Annotated in this window: 2 protein-coding genes; one reads left to right on the plus strand and one right to left on the minus strand. The window is 68.0% G+C overall.

All coding sequences use genetic code 11. The features are described from left to right. Positions 1–88 precede the first annotated feature (88 nt). Positions 89–421, minus strand: coding sequence for a hypothetical protein (locus FV228_RS30605; RefSeq protein WP_147857839.1), 333 nt, complete (start codon positions 419–421; stop codon positions 89–91). A 438-nt stretch (positions 422–859) separates the two neighbouring features. Between FV228_RS30605 and FV228_RS33865 the strand changes: the two genes are divergently transcribed. Continuing rightward, on the plus strand, positions 860–1,071 hold a 212-nt coding region (locus FV228_RS33865; RefSeq protein WP_210247837.1), incomplete at its 3' end, for a hypothetical protein.

A 1,071-nucleotide genomic window follows, 5' to 3' on the forward strand; every position in this document is an offset into this window, starting at 1 on the left:
GCGCCGAGGAGGCTCTGCTGTCTCGGGCACGGCGGTTGCCTGACCGGCCGCGGCGCCTCCCGTCGGAGCCGCGGCCGACGCGATCGCGTCAGCAGCTCAGGCGGCGCCCCTCGCGACGTCCGAAGGTCCGGTAATGGGCCGCACCGGACTCCATCTGGCCGTTGGCGATGGCCCGGCGGACATCGGGGTTGCAGCGCAGATACTCGCGCTCGTCGAACCCGCCATAGGCGCGCTCGCCGTAGCCCCGGTCGCCGTAGCCGCGCTCGCCGCGATCCCGACCGCGGTCATCATCGCGGTCCCGGTCGCGGTCGCCGTAATCCCGGCCGCCATAGCCATAATCGGGTCCGCGCTGAGCGAGGGCCGGCCCGAGCGCGGACATCACGCCGAAGCCGACGGCGACCGCAGCCAAAAACGCTTTCATCGTACCTGTCTCCTCACCGAGCCTGGAAACGCGTTGGGCCCCAGATGGTTCGATCGCCCCGGAGGGGGGACGGCGCGCGCGCCGGTCCCGGCGGCCACGGCCATCCCGCGCCCCGGCCGACGGAGGCGGCGGAGACTTGGAAACGGCGGATCCGCGCGACCAGCTCACGAAGCGCCCGATACCGAGGTCGCCCCGATCGCGTTCAGGAGCCAGGCCCGCCCCGGCCTGACAATCGATGGCGAATGCAAATCACCATCTTTTTCGGACTACCGCCGCCACCACGAAACAGATCACGGATTTATTTTCGATCAAAAGAAACAAATATCGATCCGAAACTTCTGATGTACTTAAATTACAACTCGCCGACCAGAACGACCATTGATGGGATCTCGCCTCTTTGCTATGGGATTATCTTCCACGACAGAGAGTTAGACGCCGATGTCCTCCCGACCCCTGGGATGTGCTGCGCGCGACGGTCTCGCCGGCGCGATGCTGGCGGCGACGTCCCTGGTCGCGCTGAGTCAGGCCGCGGCGGCGCAGCATGCGGTCGTCCTCGACGAGCTCTCGGTGGAATCGCATGGGGGGACCATGCGAAATTCCGGGCCGCCGCCGACCGGGACGATCGGCCAGCCGCCGGCCGCGTTCGCCGG

This window comes from Methylobacterium sp. WL18, assembly GCF_008040015.1.
Lineage (GTDB): Bacteria > Pseudomonadota > Alphaproteobacteria > Rhizobiales > Beijerinckiaceae > Methylobacterium > Methylobacterium mesophilicum.